The sequence below is a fragment of the Paenibacillus sp. VTT E-133291 genome (assembly GCF_002264395.1).
GTDB classification, from domain to species: Bacteria; Bacillota; Bacilli; order Paenibacillales; family Paenibacillaceae; genus Paenibacillus_AQ; species Paenibacillus_AQ nitricinens.
This window is the reverse complement of record NZ_NFVA01000057.1, coordinates 1-20,180: the sequence shown is the minus strand read 5'-3', so window position 1 is coordinate 20,180 and position 20,180 is coordinate 1. Positions and strand designations below refer to the sequence as shown.

At 46.4% G+C, this 20,180-nt stretch carries 19 protein-coding genes; 1 reads left to right on the top strand and 18 read right to left on the bottom strand.

The features are described 5' to 3' along the window. Positions 1–224 precede the first annotated feature (224 nt). The 10 genes from CA598_RS20645 to CA598_RS20600 all read right to left on the bottom strand — a co-directional run bounded on the left by CA598_RS20645 (position 225) and on the right by CA598_RS20600 (position 9,640). Positions 225–1,175: a ribose-phosphate diphosphokinase gene (locus tag CA598_RS20645; RefSeq protein ID WP_094873173.1), complete on the bottom strand. Its 951-nt coding sequence runs from the start codon at positions 1,173–1,175 to the stop codon at positions 225–227. 23 nt (positions 1,176–1,198) lie between these two features. Further along, positions 1,199–2,026, bottom strand: coding sequence for a histidinol-phosphatase HisJ (gene hisJ, locus CA598_RS20640; RefSeq protein ID WP_094877720.1), 828 nt, complete (start codon positions 2,024–2,026; stop codon positions 1,199–1,201). 13 nt (positions 2,027–2,039) lie between these two features. Further along, positions 2,040–2,753: a bifunctional phosphoribosyl-AMP cyclohydrolase/phosphoribosyl-ATP diphosphatase HisIE gene (hisIE, locus tag CA598_RS20635; protein WP_094877719.1), complete on the bottom strand. Its 714-nt coding sequence runs from the start codon at positions 2,751–2,753 to the stop codon at positions 2,040–2,042. Then, positions 2,750–3,508 (bottom strand): imidazole glycerol phosphate synthase subunit HisF, encoded by a 759-nt coding sequence (hisF, locus tag CA598_RS20630; protein ID WP_076299978.1) that lies wholly within the window; start codon positions 3,506–3,508, stop codon positions 2,750–2,752. Before hisF ends, hisIE begins: the two co-directional genes overlap by 4 nt. Positions 3,509–4,367: 859 nt before the next feature. Next, the gene (hisA, locus tag CA598_RS20625) at positions 4,368–5,105 is read right to left on the bottom strand and encodes a 1-(5-phosphoribosyl)-5-[(5-phosphoribosylamino)methylideneamino]imidazole-4-carboxamide isomerase (RefSeq protein ID WP_094877717.1); all 738 of its coding nucleotides are present in this window, start codon (positions 5,103–5,105) and stop codon (positions 4,368–4,370) included. Positions 5,106–5,147: 42 nt separating this feature from the next. After that, on the bottom strand, positions 5,148–5,771 hold the full coding sequence (hisH, locus tag CA598_RS20620) for an imidazole glycerol phosphate synthase subunit HisH (protein ID WP_094877716.1): 624 nt from the start codon (positions 5,769–5,771) through the stop codon (positions 5,148–5,150). Between the two features lies 1 nt (position 5,772). Continuing rightward, a complete protein-coding gene (gene hisB, locus CA598_RS20615) occupies positions 5,773–6,381 on the bottom strand; it encodes an imidazoleglycerol-phosphate dehydratase HisB (protein WP_094877715.1) in 609 nt (202 codons plus the stop codon). Further along, the gene (gene hisD / locus CA598_RS20610; RefSeq protein WP_094877713.1) at positions 6,371–7,678 is read right to left on the bottom strand and encodes a histidinol dehydrogenase; all 1,308 of its coding nucleotides are present in this window, start codon (positions 7,676–7,678) and stop codon (positions 6,371–6,373) included. The genes hisB and hisD overlap by 11 nt, the downstream gene beginning before the upstream one ends. 36 nt (positions 7,679–7,714) lie before the next feature. Beyond that, complete coding sequence (gene hisG / locus CA598_RS20605; RefSeq protein ID WP_094877711.1) at positions 7,715–8,353, bottom strand: ATP phosphoribosyltransferase; 639 nt, start codon at positions 8,351–8,353, stop codon at positions 7,715–7,717. A 69-nt stretch (positions 8,354–8,422) separates the two neighbouring features. After that, complete coding sequence (locus tag CA598_RS20600) at positions 8,423–9,640, bottom strand: ATP phosphoribosyltransferase regulatory subunit (protein WP_094877731.1); 1,218 nt, start codon at positions 9,638–9,640, stop codon at positions 8,423–8,425. A 383-nt stretch (positions 9,641–10,023) separates the two neighbouring features. Here CA598_RS20600 and gntK point away from each other — a divergent pair, with 383 nt between their 5' ends. Then, positions 10,024–11,544, top strand: coding sequence for a gluconokinase (gntK, locus tag CA598_RS20595; protein WP_179283722.1), 1,521 nt, complete (start codon positions 10,024–10,026; stop codon positions 11,542–11,544). 77 nt (positions 11,545–11,621) lie between these two features. On the opposite strand, the gene CA598_RS20590 is transcribed toward gntK, so the two are convergent. The 8 genes from CA598_RS20590 to CA598_RS20555 form a co-directional block, all read right to left on the bottom strand. Beyond that, entirely contained in the window at positions 11,622–12,776 is a 1,155-nt protein-coding gene (locus tag CA598_RS20590) for an acyltransferase (protein WP_094873160.1), read from the bottom strand. A gap of 43 nt (positions 12,777–12,819) precedes the next feature. Then, a complete protein-coding gene (locus CA598_RS20585; protein ID WP_094877708.1) occupies positions 12,820–14,016 on the bottom strand; it encodes an acyltransferase in 1,197 nt (398 codons plus the stop codon). Between the two features lie 293 nt (positions 14,017–14,309). Next, positions 14,310–14,819 carry an acyltransferase gene (locus tag CA598_RS20580; RefSeq protein WP_179283721.1) on the bottom strand — a complete coding sequence of 170 codons (510 nt, stop codon included), beginning with the start codon at positions 14,817–14,819 and terminating at the stop codon, positions 14,310–14,312. Beyond that, positions 14,816–15,472, bottom strand: coding sequence for a pyrophosphatase PpaX (ppaX, locus tag CA598_RS20575; RefSeq protein WP_094873155.1), 657 nt, complete (start codon positions 15,470–15,472; stop codon positions 14,816–14,818). The genes CA598_RS20580 and ppaX overlap by 4 nt, the downstream gene beginning before the upstream one ends. A 5-nt stretch (positions 15,473–15,477) precedes the next feature. Next, complete coding sequence (gene lgt, locus CA598_RS20570) at positions 15,478–16,509, bottom strand: prolipoprotein diacylglyceryl transferase (protein WP_094873154.1); 1,032 nt, start codon at positions 16,507–16,509, stop codon at positions 15,478–15,480. A gap of 12 nt (positions 16,510–16,521) precedes the next feature. After that, complete coding sequence (gene hprK / locus CA598_RS20565; protein ID WP_042123257.1) at positions 16,522–17,460, bottom strand: HPr(Ser) kinase/phosphatase; 939 nt, start codon at positions 17,458–17,460, stop codon at positions 16,522–16,524. A 210-nt stretch (positions 17,461–17,670) separates the two neighbouring features. Then, positions 17,671–18,792, bottom strand: coding sequence for an ABC transporter ATP-binding protein (locus CA598_RS20560; protein ID WP_094873152.1), 1,122 nt, complete (start codon positions 18,790–18,792; stop codon positions 17,671–17,673). 114 nt (positions 18,793–18,906) lie between these two features. Continuing rightward, positions 18,907–20,010 carry a PucR family transcriptional regulator gene (locus tag CA598_RS20555; RefSeq protein ID WP_256989977.1) on the bottom strand — a complete coding sequence of 368 codons (1,104 nt, stop codon included), beginning with the start codon at positions 20,008–20,010 and terminating at the stop codon, positions 18,907–18,909. Positions 20,011–20,180 lie beyond the last annotated feature (170 nt).

The following is a 20,180-nucleotide window of genomic DNA, read 5'->3' as shown; positions in this document are numbered from 1 at the left end:
CACCCCCTTATAAGAAGCTTCCTTTTATACTAACGAAAAAATAGGAGGACGGCGCCCAATGGGGTATACCGGAGCTCCAAACTTAATCGCTATTCCGTTCCCTATATGGGTGCGGCTATCTTCACACAGTATACCACATGTGACGGTGAGATTCTCAAGTTGAGAAAGACTCTACCACTCCACATACAACAACTTTTTCAAATAAAAATAAAAAAGACGGGGAATTAAATTCCCGCGTCTCTGAAAAGCTTATCAATCGAACCGCCCTCAAGAATAATACGTGTAGCTTGAGCAAGCATCGGTGCAACCGATAAGACCTTAAACCGACTTGAATGATCATCTGGCAGCGCGATAGAGTCGGTAATGACCACTTCCTCAATTGAGGGATGGTCAAGCCGCTGCAGCGCAGGCCCTGAGAACAATCCATGCGTTGCACAGACGATACTGTCCTTCGCACCTCTCTCTTTCAGACCCTCTACCACATTCACAATGGTAGTCCCTGTATCAATCAGGTCCTCGATAATAATCGGTGTACGTCCCTCTACATCACCAATGACATGAGTGATTACAGATTCATTATGGGCTGGACGCTTCTTGATCATAATGGCAAAAGGTGAATCCAGCTTATTCGCCAGCTTCTCAGCCATAGAGGCACGTCCGGCATCTGGAGAGACAATGACCAAATCAGACATAGCCTTGGCCTTCAAATGGCTGCTGATCAAATCGAGAGCAGTCAGATGATCGACCGGAATGTTGAAAAATCCTTGAATTGCCGCTGCATGCAAATCGATAGTGATTACACGGGTTGCGCCGGCGGTCGTAAGTACATCAGCTACCATCTTAGCCGAAATCGGTTCACGAGGTGCAGACTTACGTTCCTGTCGAGCATATCCATAATACGGCACAATAATGTTAACTGTACGTGCCGATGCCCGTTTAGCAGCATCTATCATCACGAGCAGCTCCACGAACATCTCATTAATGGGATGGGATAGGGATTGCACCAAAAATACGTCGCAGTTCCGGATGCTCTCTTCGTAATGCACGTAAATCTCGCCGCTCATGAAACGGGTCAGCTTAATCTGCCCCAATTCAACACCAAGTCGCTCTGCAATATCTGCCGCCAGCTTTGGATTCGACGAACCGGAAAAAATACGTAATTGTTGATGATGCATAATACCCTCCTGCGGATTATAAATTATAGTTTGAACGGAACAGCGGTACGACGACGACCCTCAAATACAGCCAGTTCACGAAATCCTGTGTGCCAAAGCAGGCTACGAGCCTCTTGTAAGCCGTCACCAAGCTTAGCAGGGTCATGTGCATCCGAGCCGAGCGTAAGAGGTATACCGAGCTTAAAAGCCTCCTGTAGCAGATGTTCCGCTGGGAACATTTCAGCACACGGCTTGGAAAGTCCTGAAGCATTTAGCTCCATGGCGACTCCGCTATCTGCTATAACCTTTAAGGTTTCCAGTTCCAATGCTCTCACTTCTGCTTTACCTTCTGGTGTCTGTGGACCATAGCCGAACCGTTTAATAACATCCATATGTCCTATAATATCATATAATCCCGATAACGCCGACTTCTTTACAGCATCATAATAAAGACGATATACCTCTAGTTCATCCTTACCTTCCCAGCCATGAACCTGTCGATAATCCGTAATATCCCATTCCCCAAGAAAATGCACAGAGCCAATCAGATAATCCCATGGGTAAGGAGATAAAATCTCACGAATTTGATCTTCGTAGCCTTCAATATAATCCGCTTCCAGCCCCACCCGCAGATCTATAGCTCCACGATAACGTTCCTTCAGACTCAGACATTCCTCTACATAACGAGGCAGTTCAGCCATTGGCATCGCCATCTCAGGGTAATAGCTAGCAGGATCGACATGAATGAGCGGCAAGTGGTCCGATAACCCTAGTTGCTCAAGTCCAAGCGCAATCCCGCGCTGCACATACTCCTCAAGCTTGCCCACGGCATGACCGCAGCGCTCATGATGCGTGTGGTAATCGATATGCATCCTTCAGTCCCCCCTAGTACTGATCCCGGCGTGGGCGCTCGTGGCGGGTACTGAGCTCTTCCATGATCTCATCCAGCGGAAGCTTACGCTCCTGTAGCAGAACTAGTAAGTGGTAGATCAGATCACTAACCTCAAGACGCAGCTCGGCATTGTCTTTATTTTTAGCGGCAATAATCGTTTCAGAGGCTTCTTCGCCTACCTTCTTAAGGATCTTATCGACCCCTTTATCGAACAAATAAGTGGTATATGCGCCTTCCGGGCGTTCTACTTCCCGCTCAGCAATCACGCGCTCTAGCTCGCCAAGAACGGTAAACCGCTCGCCATCCGTAAGACTTGCAGCCGATTTTTGCGCTTCCTTGGTTTGGTTATCCAAAGGGATTTCACGGAAAAAGCACGAAGTAGCTCCAGTATGGCAAGCTGGTCCTTCAGGAACAACCTTCACGAGCAATGTATCACTATCGCAATCATAGGCTATGGAGGTAATCGCTTGTGTGTTGCCGGAGGTTCCACCTTTGTGCCAAAGCTCGCTGCGTGAGCGGCTCCAGAACCAGGTCTGACCACTTTCCAGCGAGAGCTGCAACGATTCCGAATTCATATAAGCAACCATCAAAACTTCAAGTGTGTTGGCATCCTGTACAACCGTAGGCACCAATCCCGCTTCATTCCAGCGAATGCCGGCCAGCGCTTCTTGTTGGCTAATGGATGTATTCTTTTCTGTTTGATTCATCGGATCTCTACCCCTTTTTGCTTCAAATCAGCCTTTAAGTCGTTAATGGCAATCTCTTTATAGTGAAAAATGGTCGCCGCCAGTCCAGCATCGGCTTTCCCTTCCGTAAATACATCGTAAAAATGCTCCTTCTTCCCAGCACCGCCAGAAGCAATCACAGGAATACTAAGTAAGTCGCTTACTGCTGAGGTCAGCTTCAGGTCGAAGCCATCTTTCGTGCCATCTGCATCCATACTTGTGAGTAAAATCTCACCTGCTCCGAGCTTTTCAGCTTCCTTGGCCCAGGTCAGAGCACGGATGCCAGTGGGCTTGCGACCACCATGTGTATACACTTCCCATTCACCAAATGCCTCGTTATATTTAGCATCTATGGCTACCACAATACATTGAGAGCCAAAACGGCGTGCACCTTCCAGAATTAACTGTGGATTTGTGATAGCAGCCGTATTAATGCCAATTTTGTCTGCACCTGCACGAAGAATCCGCTTCATATCATCAGGTGTAGAGATCCCGCCGCCCACTGTAAAAGGAATGGCGATTTCACCTGCGGTCTGCCGCACAACGTCAATCATGGTCGCTCGGCCTTCTACGGAAGCTGATATATCGAGAAACACAAGCTCATCTGCACCCTCACGGTCATACAGCGCCGCGAGCTCAACCGGATCTCCGGCATCACGCAGATTCACAAAGTTAACGCCTTTGACTACCCGTCCGTCCTTAACGTCAAGACAGGGGATGATTCGTTTTGCTAACATAATAAATCCCTCCTTTATTGCAAAGGTTTTTCGATCCCCCTAAACACAAACTTAAGCCCATAACACCTTCGCGTTGACGTTCTTGCCTCTGTGAGTAGGCGGGCTTACACAGCCTGCAAGCCCAAGCTAGACATACACTCATAATCCCTGTGTCTCCACGATTCATGCTCCTGGCAGGACGACGGACTCGCGACACCCGCAAGACCAAATTCATTAGGCCACCTGTGGGCTCGCGCTCATGAAATAATCGGCTCATTTAGTTGCATCATGTACAGTTATTTCACCGTCCATCCAGCAAACCATGCGTTTAACTGCATTTCGTACAATTAAATCTGGAAATGAGCTTAGAAATAAGATCAACTCTCATTTATAGCTGCACGAAATACAATTAAATTAGCAAACATGCTCTTAATTGGAACAATAGTTGTATGAAGTACTCTTATATCATCCAGCTAAGGCGTAATGCCCATCCCGCCGCCTAATTAGCTTATTACAACAGATTCCACATCAGACTTTAGCTGAAACCACCTTAGTCGCTCAATAGCTTAGGTTTATTAACCTAGTTCGACGTTCTATTGCACTCTGTACAATAGAGTAAACCTCAAACAATCAAATTGTGCCGTCTATTGTATTTCGTGCATTAGATTTCCCAGAAATCCACGAAAACGAAGGTTTATCACTATTTCAACTGTATAAAGTGCAATCAAATAAACATTCAAGCCCTTTAAGAAGGGTTCTATTGCACAAAATACAACCAAACCCTCTAATAAGATTTTTAGCACAGTAAGAACGAATTAATTAGTCAGTTATTAGTCAGTTATTTGTCAGGTTCGTCAACTAACGCAGCTCATACGCAACACTACTTCTGTGCGAGTGCCCGCAAAGCTTTGGAGAGATCAATATTGCCCGTGTACAACGCCTTGCCAACAATAGCTCCGCCCACACCGCTGCCGTTATGCATGCTCAGACGTAACAGATCATCAAGACTGGTGACTCCGCCGGAGGCGATCACCGTTTTACCACTGACCTTCGCCATGGACACAATGCCCTCCACGTTCGGCCCCTGCATCATTCCGTCGCGAGAGATATCGGTGTAAATGAACGTCTCTGCTCCTTTTGCAGCCAGTTCCTTAGCCAGATCCTCAGCACGTACCTCAGAGGTATTCAACCAGCCATGTGTGGCAACATAACCGTTGCGTGCATCAATGCCGATAGCTACTTTATCACCGTATTTAGCCAATACCGCTTCGGTAAAAACATGATCATTAATCGCAGCAGTGCCGATAATAACGCGGCTAACACCAAGTCCGAGCAATTTTTCCACGTCCGCAAGAGTACGAAGGCCACCGCCCACCTGAACAGGCACGTTAGCATTAGCAGCAATAGCGCCGATCATCGCATCATTCACAGGATGACCTGCTTTTGCCCCGTCTAAATCCACCAAATGAATGAATTTTCCGCCTTGCTCTTCCCAAGATTTGGCCACCTTCAGTGGACTATCATTGTATATCGTTTCCTGACTGTAATCCCCTTGTTGCAGCCTGACACATTTTCCATCCCGGATATCAATCGCCGGATATACAATAAAAGAAGACATTTGGCGCTCCCCACTTTCGTTACATTATATTTATAGCGCGGCTTACGTCCGCTCTCCCTTTAATTTCAAGAAATTACCCAGCAGCTTCATTCCCAGCTCTCCGCTTTTTTCCGGATGAAACTGCATGCCGAATACATTATCCTGGCCCACGATAGCTGTAACTGGGTAACCATAATCGGTGACTGCCAACAGATCACTCTTATTCGCTACAAGTGCGTGATAGGAGTGGACGAAATACACATGCCCCTCATCGAGACCTGCAAACAGCGGACTTTGAGGTTGTGTGAAGCTCAGCTTATTCCAACCCATATGTGGCACTTTATAGCCAACTCTAGGAGCAAATCGCACCACCGAGCCTGAGAGAATATCAAGACCCTCATGGCTGCCATGCTCTTCACTGCTGCTAAACAGCAGCTGCATGCCGAGACAAATGCCAAGCAGCGGCTGTGTTCCGGCAGCTACCTGTTTAACCACAAGATCCAAGCCACTTTCCCGCAGCTGCTCCATCGCATCGCCAAATGCACCGACACCCGGCAGAATGACACTATCAGCAGCGAGAATTCGCTCGGCTTCCCCCGTCACTTCACACTCACAACCGAGGCGTTCTACCGCCTTGCTCACACTGTGCAGGTTGCCCATGCCATAATCGACGATTGCAACAGTCATGCTACAGCACTCCCTTCGTAGAAGGCACACCCTTTACACGTGGATCAATTAGTGTCGCTTCATCGAGTGCCCGTCCGAGCGCCTTGAATACAGCTTCAATCATGTGATGTGTGTTAGAACCGTAGTGTACGATCACATGCAGCGTAATCCGGGCTTCCAGCGCGAACTTCCATAAGAATTCCTGAACAAGCTCCGTCGAAAAGCTGCCCACCTGCTGCGAAGGATACGTTGCACGATATTCAAAGTGTGGGCGATTGCTGATATCGATCACAACCTGCGCCAACGCCTCATCCATCGGTACAAAAACACTCGCATAACGTTTAATTCCTTTTTTATCACCCAGTGCTTCGTGCAGCGCTTGACCTAGGCAGATCCCAATGTCTTCAACCGTGTGGTGATCATCAATTTCGATATCTCCACGGGCCTGTACTGACAGGTCAAACTGGCCGTGCTTCGTGAACAGATTCAGCATATGATTCAGAAAAGGAACATCCGTCTCCAGCTCGGAAACTCCACTTCCATCTACATTAAGAGCCAGCTTGATATCCGTCTCGTTTGTTTTGCGGCTTAATCCTGCTTGGCGCAAGGCCTGTTCATTATTATTCTCCATATCCGTCTCCACCTTTTCCTTCGTTCTTGAGTCGAATCTCAATAGCTCGTGCGTGGCCTTCTAACCCTTCGCGACGTGCCAGCTCTATAATGGTCTTCCCATCCCGCAGGAGGGCTTCTTTACTGTAATAGATCAGACTTGATTTTTTTATAAAATCATCCACATCCACTGGCGATGAGAAGCGTGCCGTACCATTGGTCGGGATAATATGATTGGGTCCGGCAAAATAGTCGCCTACAGGCTCTGAGCTATACGCTCCCAGGAAGATTGCTCCAGCATTCTCGATGCTGCCCACAAGGCCCATTGGATCCTCGACAACGATCTCTAGATGCTCTGGTGCCAAACGATTCACTAGGGAGATTCCCTCCTCCATAGATTCCACAACAATGATCGCACCGTAATTCTCTACGGATGAACGGGCGATCGCCTGACGCGGCAGTTCTTGAAGCTGACGCTCCACTTCAGCAGCCACGCCATCCGCCAAGCTCTGCGATGGCGTGACTAGAATCGCCGAGGCCATCTCGTCATGCTCGGCCTGCGAGAGCAGATCCGCTGCGACATAGGCCGGCTCAGCGGTCTCGTCTGCGAGCACGACAATCTCGCTTGGTCCCGCGATACTGTCGATGTCCACGGCGCCATATACCTCGCGTTTCGCCAGCGCAACGTATATGTTGCCGGGTCCACAAATCTTATCTACCGGTGCTATGCTCTCCGTCCCAAAAGCCAAAGCAGCTACCGCCTGTGCTCCGCCCACACGGTAGATCTCATTCACACCTGCTTCTGCGGCAGCAACCAGGATGTAAGGATCAATCCCCTCTTTGCCGCCAGTGGATGGCGGAGTGACCATAACGATCTCTGGCACGCCTGCGATCTGCGCAGGGATCACGTTCATCAGCACCGAGGAAGGATAAGCCGCCTTACCACCAGGAACATATACCCCTACCCGCTTCAGCGGACGAATAATCTGTCCCAGAATCGTGCCATCGGGCTGCAAGTCCATCCACGAATTCCGTTTCTGTCTAGCATGAAAAGCCCGGATATTGGCTGCTGCCGCTTGAATAGCGGATACGAAGGATTCTTCTACTCGGCCATACGCCGCCCGAAGCTCTTCCGGCGTTACCCGCAGCTGATTCGGCGTGAGCGTGACCCGATCAAATTGCTCCGTGTAGCGAAGAAGCGCCGTGTCTCCTTCTTTTTTAATCGCGGATACAATTTCCTTTACCGCCTGATTTTGCTCTGGCGTTCCATACTCGACTTCTCGCTCTAGCTTAAAATCCTTGCTCGATACAACCTTCATCGCCGGTTCCTCCCTTTACCCCTTAACATCTGTCACCTACCGCAAATTTGGTTCCCTTATAACCGCCTGTAGTCGGTCACACAGCTGCTGTATCTCTTCATTTTTCATCCGATAGCTCACACGATTCGCCACAAGGCGGCTCGTAATTTCGAATATACTCTTCATTTCAATTAATCCGTTATCCCTTAGCGTTTGGCCGGTCTCTACCATATCCACGATACGATCGGCGAGACCAATCAGCGGCGCAAGCTCAATGGAACCATTCAGCTTCACGACCTCAACCTGCTGTCCCTGCTCCCGGAAATACTTCGATGCTACATTCGGATATTTCGTCGCTACACGCTGCTGAATTCCCGGCTGCCAGTTCGGCAATCCGATGATCGACATCCGGCATCGAGCGATGCCAAGATCAAGCAGCTCGTATACATCACGATCTTCTTCCAGCAATACGTCCTTGCCCACGATTCCAATGTCCGCCACACCATATTCTACATATGTAGGTACATCTACTGGTTTCGCTAATATAAACTCCATCCCTGCCTCAGGCAGCGGAATAACAAGCTTGCGGGATGCCTCACCATCCGGTGGAATCGGAAGACCTGCCTGGCGGAACAGCTCAGCAGCCTTTTCGTAAATCCGACCCTTTGGCATAGCGACCTTCAAAATCTGTGCCATCGTTAAGTTGCCTCCTTTTCCATCTCCATGCAAAATTTATCTTAGCCGCTCATTCTTGCTAGCGATATCTCAGCCATGCTCACTTACAAAAGATACAAAGGTATAGATTTCGCCGTACCGCACACCATCTGCTTCAACCGTGTCCGTATCTAGACGCTTCACCGTTTCAAGCTCTTCTGGACCTGCTGCCAGTCTAGTCACTACTGCGTGACCTTCCGACCGCAAGCGTATTGCCTCTTTCAGACCTTCTTTTCTGCGAGTAGCATCGTATTGGATCAAGATAGGTAGCTCTTCCTCTTCGTTTGATCCGGCCACTCCATCGAGAATACGATTTGTTTTTAAAGAAAAACCTGTGGAAGGGATCGGACGCCCAAACTGCTGAAGGAGATTATCATATCTGCCTCCACTACATACCGGAAACCCTAATTCCGCTGCATAGCCTTCAAAAGTCATCCCTGTATAATAGGAAAAGTCTCCGATCATCGTCAGATCGATCAGCACATGCTGTGATACGCCGTAAGAGACCAGCACCTCCCATACCTTGCATAAATGATCTATCGAATGACGGGCAAGCGGATGATCGCTAAGCTCCAGCGCCTGTCCACAAATCTCCTTGCCTCCACGCAGACGTAACAGTCCATCCAGTTCATTCTTCTGAGCTTCTGTCAGATCCAGCCGGCGTAAGGTCTCCCGAAAAGAGACGTAGTCACGGCCCAATAAATGACTCTTCAGCTCCTCCTGAGCCTCCGGCAATTCCGGAAGCACCTCTTGAAATAAACCATTCAGAAAGCCTACATGCCCCATAGCGATTTTAAAAGATTTCACACCCGCAGCCTGTAGCGATGAAATCGCGAGCGCCACTACTTCAGCATCGGCCTCAGGTGAATCATCACCTACCAGCTCGACTCCTGTCTGGAAGAACTCCGCTTCCCGCCCTGCTTCTTCCTCAATGGCACGGAAAACATTAGCGTGATAGGATAACCGCAACGGTAATGGCTCATCCTTCAAAAGAGATGCAACCACACGGGCGACCGGAGCCGTCATTTCTGACCGAAGCACCAAAGCCTGACCACGGTTATTAAGCAATTTATAGAGCTTCTGGTCGGACGTGGAGCTAGCCACGCCAACTGTATCGTAATATTCTAGCGTCGGAGTCATCATTTGCTGATAACCCCAGCGACTCATGCAATGCAGGACATCATTCTCAATTTTGCGCAATTTCGTTACAGCCCGGGGCAGATAGTCCCGAACGCCAGACGGCTTCTCAAATCCCTTTGGTTTGGACATCTTCATTGTTCACCTCGTCAGTTATCATTAAATAATATCTATATTTACTTTACTATGGTAAAGTGGTAGCAAATTAAAGTGTTTTTAACATCGTATCATGTTCACCGCTTTTTCGTCAATCCAACGGGATAAAGCTACAACTTCATTTCAAATGCTTGTATGATTAAGCTTGTCCATCTAGGTTGAATTTCTCGCAAGGAGAATCTGAATCTGAATTAATACTTATGTACTTCGAACGAATACTTGAGAATCCCTTTATTTTGCCTCCACGTTTATCCAATACTATAATGAGCTAATATGATTGTACTTCATAATTCTGTAATTAGTGTTCTAAAAATCTACTTACAACTAGAAAGAAGGGCTAATGCGTGACTAAATCCTATATGATTGGCGTTGATATTGGAACTACAAGTACCAAAGCAGTTCTGTTCGAGGAAAAAGGAGCCATAGCTGCACAAGCTAATGTAGGATATCCTTTACATCAGCCCTCACCCTCAATAGCAGAGCAAGACCCAGAGCAAATCCTAAGTGCTGTCTTCCATACTATTTCTGAAGTTATGCGGCAAAGCGGTGTACCTGCGGATAAGATTCTATTTGTCTCCTTCAGTTCCGCCATGCACAGTGTCATCGCCGTCGATAAACTGGGTAAAGCCCTAACTGCCTGCATCACATGGGCTGATAATCGCAGTGCCGGATGCGCGGTTCGCTTGAAGGATGAGCTAAACGGCCATGAATTATATCTGCGCACAGGCACACCTATACACCCAATGTCTCCGATCACCAAGCTAATGTGGCTTCGCGAAGAGCAGCCTGACGTGTTCCAGCAAACTTATAAGTTTATTTCCATAAAAGAATACATATTCGCAAGATTGTTTGGCGAATACGTCATCGATCATTCCATTGCCTCTTCCACAGGCATGCTCAATCTGGAGAATCTGGAGTGGGATAAAGAAGCTTTGGAGATTGCTCATATTACAACGGATCAACTCTCGCGGCTTGTTCCCACCACGCAGATCATGCAAGGGCTGCTCCCTGGTCTAGCTGAGGAACTTCTGCTGCTCCCAACAACCCCATTTGTTATTGGCGCCAGTGACGGCGTCCTGTCCAATCTCGGCGTAGGTGCCATTGAACCTGGTGTAGTAGCCGCTACGATTGGAACCAGCGGAGCCATTCGTACCGTAGTAGATCACCCGCTTACGGACCCCAAAGGACGGACCTTCTGTTATAACCTTACCCCAAATCATTGGGTAGTCGGAGGACCGGTCAATAATGGCGGTATGCTGTTCCGGTGGGTACGAGACGAATTTGCCGCTTCTGAAGTCGAAACTGCCAAACGTCTTGGCATTGACCCCTATGAGGTACTGACCCGCATTGCGGAGCAAGTTCCTCCAGGCAGCGGCGGACTATTATTTCATCCCTACTTAACTGGTGAACGGGCGCCATTGTGGAATCCGGATGCCCGCGGCTCCTTTTTTGGCCTTACCATGAATCACCATAAAGAACATATGATTCGGTCAGTACTTGAGGGCGTAATCTTCAATATGTACATGGTTCTTCTTGCTATGGAGGAGCAAATCGGGCGCCCAAGCAGAATCCTAGCCACAGGCGGCTTCGCCCGCTCTTCGGTGTGGCGGCAGATGATGGCTGATATCTTTGATCAGGAGGTTGTCATTCCGGAGAGCATTGAAAGCTCCTGCCTTGGAGCCGTCGTGCTTGGCCTTTACGCTACGGGTCGCGTAGATTCCTTTGATGTGGTGTTTGACATGATTGGTTCAACCTATAAACATGATCCAATGGAGGAACATACCAAAATATACAAACAGCTACTACCCATTTATATTTCTGTCTACCGTAGTCTCGAAAGCCAGTATCAAGCCATTGCAGAATTTCAGCGGCAAGCATAAGAATCAAAAAAGCGTCGATCAAGCCACCCTATGGTGGAAGACCGACGCTTTTTTATTGCCATTTGCGCATAAGGAAGTTACACGCCTTTGGATATGGTTTTCGCTTTCTGCGGACCTGATCCGAAGATAATCCAAGCTGGTTTAATATATCGGAAGGCCAAAGCTACAACGAGCCATGAGCCTAATAGCGCAAAGAGCCAGCCGCCAGCAATCGCTGCGGTATATGCAAGAGAACCTCCGTGGAACGGTATTTTTCTATAGAAAAATAGCAGTAACGGATGCAGCAAATAGATTCCGAAAGAGCAGGCTCCGGCAGATAACAACAGTCTTGTGAGCAAGCTTCGGCCCGCTCCGTACAATAAGAAGGAGACTTGTAGCAACACCACACAAGAGAGTAGCGCATGAAGGTTAGAGAATCCCTCATACCATAAACTATTGATGACTGTTTTCTTCGTATAGTTGTTAAACCATAGCTCAACATGAACAACCCCTGCTACGATCCACAACAACCACAATGTAATCCATACCGGACCTTTACCAGCGCGCCAACCTTCACGTGAAGGTACCAGCCATTTTTTCAAAGAAGGATAGTATACTGCAATCCCAGCACCCAGCAAGAAATACGAGAAATAAGTGATTGCCAGACTGCCCTTGGACAACTGCCAATACCCGTTATTAGTCATGTATTTATTCAGCAGCACAAAACCCCATTGTAGAACCAATCCGATTAGCGGTGCCCAAGCCGCCAGACGACGAACCTTTTGCAGACACCACAAAATGAGCGGAAATAATACGTAAAACTGTATAATGATAATAATATAATACAAATGCGTGTATGCCGTTCCTGTCCATAAATACTTCCAAAGCTTAGAAGCCATCTCCCCTGGAGGTAAGCTCCATGTATGCCCCGCTGTCATTTTTAATGCGAAATACAGCAGCGAGAATAGTACATAAGGCACAATAATATAAAGCAGCCTTCTACTGTAGAATTTCCCCAGCGTCTTTCCGCCCAGTGGACGATCAATATAGTTATAGAACAGCACGAACCCGCTCAAAAATATGAATGAAGGTACAGCGAACTGGCTGAATTTATTAATAAATAAGAACGGATGAAACATGTTGGTACCTAGTGTCTCCGCCAACGTTCTCGAGGTAGCATGAATCGCTAGCACTGCAAAAATAGCAATCGCCCGAAAAATATCCAGCTGCGGAATTCTTTCTTTTTGTCTCATTATCTTTCCTCCTGTTAAGCTCTGCATCGAAATGATGCCTTATTCAAGTATTAACCTTCCTCATCTCCTCCGAGGCATGTCCTGACGTTACCTTGGATTTAGACTCTAGAGACCGAGGAACACTTCCCAAGAAGATCCATGACTGAGGAATTCGGCGAAAAGCAAACTGCACCATGAACCAGCTTCCTCCCAGTGCAACTACAAGTCCTCCATAGATGAAGAAAACATAAGTTAGCGACTCTAGGGGAATATGGTATCGGAACCTGCGATAGATCGCCAGCAATAACGGATGAATCAAATAAATTGCAAATGACAGCTCACCTAAACGAGTCAAGGAAGCAACGATTACATGAGGAGCCTTACGATAAAGCAAAAATGTAGCGTACAACAGAACCAATGCTGATAACATCGTATGGACATTCCATAATAGCTCGTACCACAGCGAATCTGTCCACACCCCAAAATGGCGGGCTACATACCATAGCTGCACATGGATAAAGGCTGCAATCAACCATGAGGATACCAGCAAGGTAGTCCATCCCTTCTGAGCGGCAGATTGTTCCCTCCATGGCTTCATCAGCCATATCTTTACCTTATCAAAGTGAATCGCGATAAAAGCACCCATCATATAATAAGCCAGGTAGGAGATCGCCAAGCTCCCTTTTTCAACAATATGCAGCTCGTACTTATTCCAAAAAATAAAACCCCACTGAAGCGCCAAACCCACCGGTATCGCCCATTTAATTAAGAAGCGGGAACTCTGCATTAGCTTAAGCAGCACTGGAAAAAGTAAATAAAATTGAATGCTAATAAAGACAAAATACAAATGCGCATATGCGGAACCCGAGAATAATGCTCTAGAAAAGCTTAACAAGTTGTCTCCAAAGTTCTGCATCAATCGTCCGTTAACATATAGACTTAGTGCATAATAGCCCATAGAAGCTAGCAAATAAGGCAGCAAGATGTACTTTAATCGCCGACGGTAGAAATTAATGATCAAGCTGCATGTCACAGGACGACCATAATAATTATAAAACAATACGAAGCTGCTAAGGAAAATAAATGAGGGCGTGCCGAATTTAAAGAAAATGTTAATCCAGTTCAGCCAGTAATAATAAGGAGAATGCAGTGCCTGCTCTCCAGCAGCAAAAGATGAGGCATGCACATGCAGTACTCCTAATATAGCTAGGGCTCTGAAAATATCCAGCTGGGGCAGCCTTTCCTGTCTCACAGTATTCATATTAAATTCCTCTTCTCTACTATGATGGTTGTTCATAGAGACGCTAAGCGGAATGTGGAAACTGAACATACCAGGAAGTCTGCACTTGCTGAATTTACATTCTGATATTTGAAGCTGAATGCCTAGCGTGGGATTTACGTGATAACTAAGGCTAATTATACCGTCTACATCCGAATAAAAAACTTAAGAAGATCTTAAAGTTTTCTTAATAAGCTTCTCCAAGACGCAAGAAACCCTGCAGATCCTGCGCTAAAAAAACGCAATATGAAACTGCAGGGTTTACGAAGCATCTTTTATACTTGTTCCGAAGAATATTCCGATGAAGCTGGGCGTAGCTCTCGCAGTGGATTGCCTCCTACAAAAGAGCCAGCCGCCACGTTCTTGTGTACTACTGATCCAGCGGCAACAACTGCCCAATCACCAATGGTTACACCGGGAAGAATCGTTGTATTCGCGCCAATCAATACATTTTCACCAATCACTACTTCACCCAGGCGATATTCCTTGATTAAATACTCATGCGCCAGAATCGTCGTGTTATAACCGATAATAGAGTTCTCACCCACCGTTATTTTTTCCGGAAAAAATACATCCACCATCGCCATCAGACCGAAGGAGGTATGCTTGCCTACCTTCATCCCGAGAATCCGACGATAGATCCAGTTCTTTAACGGTAGAATCGGACAATAACGGGCAATCTGAATAAAAATAAAGTTGCGGACACCCTTCCACGGGCTGACCGTACGGTAAATGTACCAAAGTGAGTTATGACCTTCTACAGGATATCGGGTTACGTTTCTCACGATTCACTCGTTCCTCGCTCCACTATTTCTATAATATCCTTCATGTTATGGATAATATAGTCGGGATCATACTTGCGGAGAGTCTCTTCGCCTTTCAATGACCACGATACTCCAGCCGCATATACGCCGGCAGCTTTTGCTGACTGAATATCAACCGTACTGTCACCCACCATAAGAGTTTTACGAGGATCAACGCCAAGGTTATTGACTGCTGTCAGAACAGGCTCAGGATGTGGCTTTGGTTCAGTAACATCGTTCACTGTCACAATCGTATCCATGTACTTTAGCAAATCAAACATCTCAAGCGATTTAATCGTTGTTGGACGAATTTTTGTGGTCACAATCCCCATTTTAATTCCACGACGTAAGAGCTCTTCCATTGTCTCATTCACTTGAGGAAAGGGGCGTACTAACGCATCGTGATGTTCATAATTATAAGAACGGTAGGATTTCTCAAGCGCACCACTTACATCCTCAAGTCCAGAGAAGACTCTCATCTGTTGCTGAAGGGTTGTGCCCATATGCGGAATAATCTCTTCCCTAGTGAGTGGAGCTAGACCATTGTCCTTCAGCGCGTACATAAACGAACTAATAATTAGCTCATTTGTATCGACAATCGTTCCATCTAGATCAAAAAGAACGCATTCTATCATAAGCTTTACTGCTCCTTCTTATCTCCATCCGCAGGCTGTCCTTGCTCAGGTTGAGCCCCGTGACGAGCTTTCTGCGGTGTATTTACTGCGCTTTCAGGCACTATAGTATCTGCTTTGATCGGTTTAGTACATACAATAGGATCAGAATAATGTGCTTTTGACTCTCCGGTGACCCTACGAATAATGATAAGCAGTACAGCTGCGACGATGATCAGCAGCGCAAGCAGCTGAGAAATGCGGATATTTCCATAGCTTGGGTCCAAGTATCCTTGCTCAAAACCTAGCCATTCCATCGGTTTCCACAATCCATTCATAAAGGATGCCAAGCCTGCGCTTCCATTAAACGCCAAGCTGTCTGTACGTATAGCTTCAATGAAGAAACGACCGATAGAATACCATATAAAGTAAGACATGAAGATCTCACCGGCACGCACAAACTTCTGGCGACGAAGGACCATGAGTAGCGCGATACCCAGTAAGCTCCAAAGAGATTCATACAAGAAGGTCGGATGATGAAAAGCATCCCCTATGTACATTTGATTCACAATGAAGTCAGGTAAATGCAGTTTATCCCGCAAGAATGACTCTTCAACCACGCTGCCGTATGCCTCTTGGTTGACAAAGTTCCCCCAGCGTCCAATCATTTGACCCGCAAGTAGTCCAGGAGCACAAATATCAACGATACGCCAGAAGGGGTACCCTTTATAGCGGAAATAAATAATCCCACAAATAATGGCTCCAATTAAAGCACCGTAGATAGCGATGCCACCGTTCCAGATCTTAAAGACATCTATTAAATTATCCTTATAATCCTCCCATTTAAACGCTACAAAGTAAATCCGTGCTCCAATAATGGCCGAGGGCACACCTAGCAGCAGCATATCCATAAAGAATTCTTGTGGTATACCAAACCGTTTGCCCTCGCGGATCGCAAGAAATAACCCCGCGAGTGCACCGAAACCCAGTATTAATCCGTACCAGTGTACTTGCAGTGATCCAATTGAGAAGACAATAGGATTTAGTGCTAATGGGAACATTCTCTCACACTCCTAATCGAGATCATCCATATCTTCGGATATGGTCGCAGTTAGCTTATTCGTGAACTGCAAGGCTGCATTAAAGCCCATTTGTTTCAGGCGATAGTTCATCGCTGCAACCTCTATAATAACTGCAAGGTTACGTCCCGGGCGTACGGGAATCGTTACAAGCGGAACATCTGTGTCAATAATCCGTGTCGTTTCCTCATCAAGTCCAAGTCGATCATACTGCTTGTCTTGCTGCCAAGCTTCCAATCTAACAACAAGTGTAATCCGTTTATGATTACGAATAGCACCCGCACCAAAAAGTGTCATTACATTAATGATACCTACTCCACGGATCTCCAGTAAATGACGGATTAACTCAGGGGCTGTACCATGCAGCTGGTTATCTGAAGTCTGACGGATTTCCACTGCATCATCAGCAATCAATCGATGACCGCGCTTTACAAGTTCAAGGGCTGTTTCACTTTTACCAATCCCGCTACTACCCGTAATTAGCATACCTACACCATATACATCACAAAGTACGCCATGGATCGTCGCCGTTGGGGCCAATTTCCCTTCTAAGAAGCTAGTCAAACGGCTGGAAAAAATAGTCGTAGCCATCGAGCTGCGAAGCACAGGAAGGGCCTTTTCATTACTGATGTCAATTAACTCCTGAGGCACATCCAAACCACGTGTAATGACAATACAAGGTGTGTTATCATTGCAAATTCCACGAAGTCGACTTTTCCGCTCAGCTTCGGGCAGCATGGAGAAAAAAGCGAGTTCTGTCTTGCCTAGCAATTGAACACGTTCTTCTGGATAATATTCAAAATAACCAGCAATCTCTAGTCCAGGGCGATTCAGGTCATCGACCGTAATGGGTCTCTTTAGACCTTCCTGGCCGGAAATAACCTCTAATTGAAAATGCTGTACCAATTCAGATACTTTTACTTTCTTAGCCATGTAAGTTCGTCCTTTCGTCACCTGCGGTATTTGTCCGCTTACTGCGTCCGGTTGGCAGTGATCTCTTTACATTCCGGAGGTAATTCTCCTGCTATCTTAATTGATAACGCTTATGAATGCAATCTTAGCACCTAACCAAACAGGGTCCATCTAAACAATAAAGCCACCCTTTCGGGTGGCTTTATCAAGAGAGAAAAGATCTTTACAATCTTATCCCAACAAAATGTTAGCTTCGGATTCTTTATCAAAGAAGTGAACTTTGTTCATATCAATAGCCAATTTAGGCTTGCTGCCTTCGCGAGTAGTGGAACGTCCATCTACACGAGCGATTACAGTAGATTTACCAAGGCCGCTCAAGTAAAGGAGCATTTCGTGACCAAGGTTCTCAGTAACATCAACCAATGAAGTGAAAATTGTGTTCGGGGAAGCTTCCAAGAATACTGGCTCTTCATGGATATCTTCTGGACGAACGCCCATGATTACTTCTTTACCGATGTAGCCTTTGTTGCGGATGATTTGAGCTTTTCCGCCTGGTACTTCAACATCAAGGTTCTCAGCACGGAAACGGATAGAACCGCTCACTTCGGACAAAGTACCATTGATAAAGTTCATTGTAGGGGATCCGATAAATCCAGCTACGAACAAGTTTGTAGGTTCATTGTACAACTCTTCAGGGGAAGCTGCTTGTTGAATGATACCATCATACATAACTACGATGCGATCACCCATTGTCATTGCTTCTGTTTGGTCATGCGTTACGTAGATACAAGTAGTTTCAAGGCGCTTAACCAGTTTAGTGATTTCAGCACGCATTTGACCACGAAGTTTAGCATCCAAGTTGGAAAGAGGCTCATCCATCAAGAAGACTTGTGGATCACGTACGATAGCGCGTCCCAAAGCGACACGTTGGCGTTGACCACCGGAAAGCGCTTTTGGTTTACGATCTAGCAAATGCTCGATATCAAGAATTTTAGCAGCTTCGCGAACTTTCTTGTCGATTTCATCCTTCTTCACTTTACGAAGTTTCAAACCGAAAGCCATGTTTTGGTATACGCTCATATGCGGATACAGGGCGTAGGATTGGAATACCATCGCGATATCGCGGTCTTTAGGTGCAACGTCATTAACTACACGATCGCCAATGTACATTTTACCTTCGGAGATTTCTTCCAAACCAGCGATCATACGCAAAGTTGTGGATTTACCGCAACCGGAAGGTCCAACCAATACTAGAAATTCCTTATCTTTAATATCAAGATTGATATCGATTACTGTTGCTTTATCTGAACCCGGGTATTTTTTGAAAATATGCTCTAAACGTACGCCTGCCATTGTATTTCCCCCTCGAGTTAATTATTAATTAGTTAATATAAAAATTCTGCTTCCTTGTACATTTATATTACCCCAGTCGGGACACTATGGCTATTTGTAAGGTTCACAAAAAACCTATTTCCTTTTCGTCACTTTATACAAAAGCATAGTAAGCTTCACAATAGCAGCGTCCCCAAAGCTTCGTACATCTGCTCCGGTCTCTTGTTTTATCTTATCCAGACGGTAGAGCAGCGTATTCCGATGGATATACAACTTCTTGGCGGTTTCACTTACATTACAGTCCATCTCAAAAAAAGTCTCCAAAGTCAGCAGCATTTCTTTATCTGATAGTACAGAGGAATAGTCACCAATTTGTCCAAGCAACTGTTTGCGGCGTACATCAGGAATGCTGTTAACCAGACGTTCCAAATGCAGCTCCCAAGGTAAATGAATATACTCTCCTACTTGAAAAATACGACCCAGTACAATGGTCTCCCTGAGCAGAGCTACAGATCCAGTCAATCCCTTAACAGGGACCATAGCTGGAGCTACTGCCAAATGGAATACCCCTACCCATTCACTAGCTATCAGCTCATGTAACCCCATACTAGTCTGTGCTAGAAGATCATCTACACTCTCTTCTTCATCATCCTTATCATCCCCGCCCGTAAGTAATTCTTTACGAGCTAATATTAACCATTCCTTCTCTTGAAGGGGAATGAGCAGAATTTCGTTCTCAAAATAGCTGCGCAGTAATTTCATCAGTGAACGGTAAGAGATCTGTGGACTATGCGCAATCTCACTACTAAGGAGGAATGGAATCATATCTCCGAACAGACGTCCCTTTAGGGTGATCTCATCGGGAATTTCAGTGTCATTCTTCTCTTGCTCTAGCTCCGTGTTTAACCAAGCGCCAAGCTGCCGCGCCTCCACTTCACCTTCTTCTCTAAGCCCTGTAGCTTTAAGTGCAATAGCAAAATTTCGAACTGCGTAGTTGACCAGTTGTACTTCCAGAGAGGTAAGCCCCTCCATTTCTACCCAAACAGCGGTTATACGTCCGTCACTCTCATACAAAGGTGCCCAGAGATGACCCTCATGGATTACCAGCTGATCCTGTCCTTCTAATCCCATGCTAAAAAGAGAAGCTGAATGTTGCCTCCCTAACTGCTTGATTCCGGTTCTCTTTCCGGTGAGCTGCTCTAATTTTTTCCGCAATGTCTCACTATCCATAGTCACCATGCTCCACCACTTTTGCTCTTTTCGCCTATTTTAGCATATTCTCTTATGTTATGTTAATCGCTTCAGTAGCGCGCTGCTATAATACAACCATAAAACACAAAAAAAGCCACCACCCTAAGGTGATGACTTTCTGTTTGGGATGAGCCATGAAGGACTCGAACCTTCGACAC

Bases quoted from the DNA above. Each gene is read 5' to 3' on its own strand.
- CA598_RS20645 (WP_094873173.1), bottom strand. From the start codon at position 1,175: ATGCATCATCAACAATTACGTATTTTTTCCGGTTCGTCGAATCCAAAG.
- hisJ (WP_094877720.1), bottom strand. From the start codon at position 2,026: ATGCATATCGATTACCACACGCATCATGAGCGCTGCGGTCATGCCGTG.
- hisIE (WP_094877719.1), bottom strand. From the start codon at position 2,753: ATGAATCAAACAGAAAAGAATACATCCATTAGCCAACAAGAAGCGCTG.
- hisF (WP_076299978.1), bottom strand. From the start codon at position 3,508: ATGTTAGCAAAACGAATCATCCCCTGTCTTGACGTTAAGGACGGACGG.
- hisA (WP_094877717.1), bottom strand. From the start codon at position 5,105: ATGTCTTCTTTTATTGTATATCCGGCGATTGATATCCGGGATGGAAAA.
- hisH (WP_094877716.1), bottom strand. From the start codon at position 5,771: ATGACTGTTGCAATCGTCGATTATGGCATGGGCAACCTGCACAGTGTG.
- hisB (WP_094877715.1), bottom strand. From the start codon at position 6,381: ATGGAGAATAATAATGAACAGGCCTTGCGCCAAGCAGGATTAAGCCGC.
- hisD (WP_094877713.1), bottom strand. From the start codon at position 7,678: ATGAAGGTTGTATCGAGCAAGGATTTTAAGCTAGAGCGAGAAGTCGAG.
- hisG (WP_094877711.1), bottom strand. From the start codon at position 8,353: ATGGCACAGATTTTGAAGGTCGCTATGCCAAAGGGTCGGATTTACGAA.
- CA598_RS20600 (WP_094877731.1), bottom strand. From the start codon at position 9,640: ATGTCCAAACCAAAGGGATTTGAGAAGCCGTCTGGCGTTCGGGACTAT.
- gntK (WP_179283722.1), top strand. From the start codon at position 10,024: ATGATTGGCGTTGATATTGGAACTACAAGTACCAAAGCAGTTCTGTTC.
- CA598_RS20590 (WP_094873160.1), bottom strand. From the start codon at position 12,776: ATGAGACAAAAAGAAAGAATTCCGCAGCTGGATATTTTTCGGGCGATT.
- CA598_RS20585 (WP_094877708.1), bottom strand. From the start codon at position 14,016: ATGAATACTGTGAGACAGGAAAGGCTGCCCCAGCTGGATATTTTCAGA.
- ppaX (WP_094873155.1), bottom strand. From the start codon at position 15,472: ATGATAGAATGCGTTCTTTTTGATCTAGATGGAACGATTGTCGATACA.
- lgt (WP_094873154.1), bottom strand. From the start codon at position 16,509: ATGTTCCCATTAGCACTAAATCCTATTGTCTTCTCAATTGGATCACTG.
- hprK (WP_042123257.1), bottom strand. From the start codon at position 17,460: ATGGCTAAGAAAGTAAAAGTATCTGAATTGGTACAGCATTTTCAATTA.
- CA598_RS20560 (WP_094873152.1), bottom strand. From the start codon at position 18,792: ATGGCAGGCGTACGTTTAGAGCATATTTTCAAAAAATACCCGGGTTCA.
- CA598_RS20555 (WP_256989977.1), bottom strand. From the start codon at position 20,010: ATGGTGACTATGGATAGTGAGACATTGCGGAAAAAATTAGAGCAGCTC.